Source organism: Gilvimarinus sp. 1_MG-2023 (assembly GCF_030548285.1).
On the sequence record NZ_JAUOSC010001746.1, the window covers coordinates 1 to 235 of the forward strand.

At 49.4% G+C, this 235-nt stretch carries 1 protein-coding gene; it reads right to left on the minus strand.

Features of this window, described 5'->3' with window-relative positions:
- A partial coding sequence (locus tag Q4563_RS22725) for a hypothetical protein (protein ID WP_303606161.1) occupies positions 1–235 on the minus strand: 235 nt, incomplete at both ends.

The following is a 235-nucleotide window of genomic DNA, read 5'->3' on the forward strand; positions in this document are numbered from 1 at the left end:
ACCGGTTAGGTTGTTGCTCCAGCTTGGGGCGCCGGCCTCGTTTGCAGCGATTACTCTATAGTCGCCTCCCGATAACTCTCCGGGAATATTGAAGTTTGTATGCCCGGCTTCGTGTGTAAACAATCCGCCAGAATTCGAGTTGATCAGTTTAGCTCCGGAAGCGTTATTTTCGGTGTAATCTGGGGCCGCTATGCTTATAAAAGGCAAGGTGTAGGAGTTGTTTGCTATATCGGTT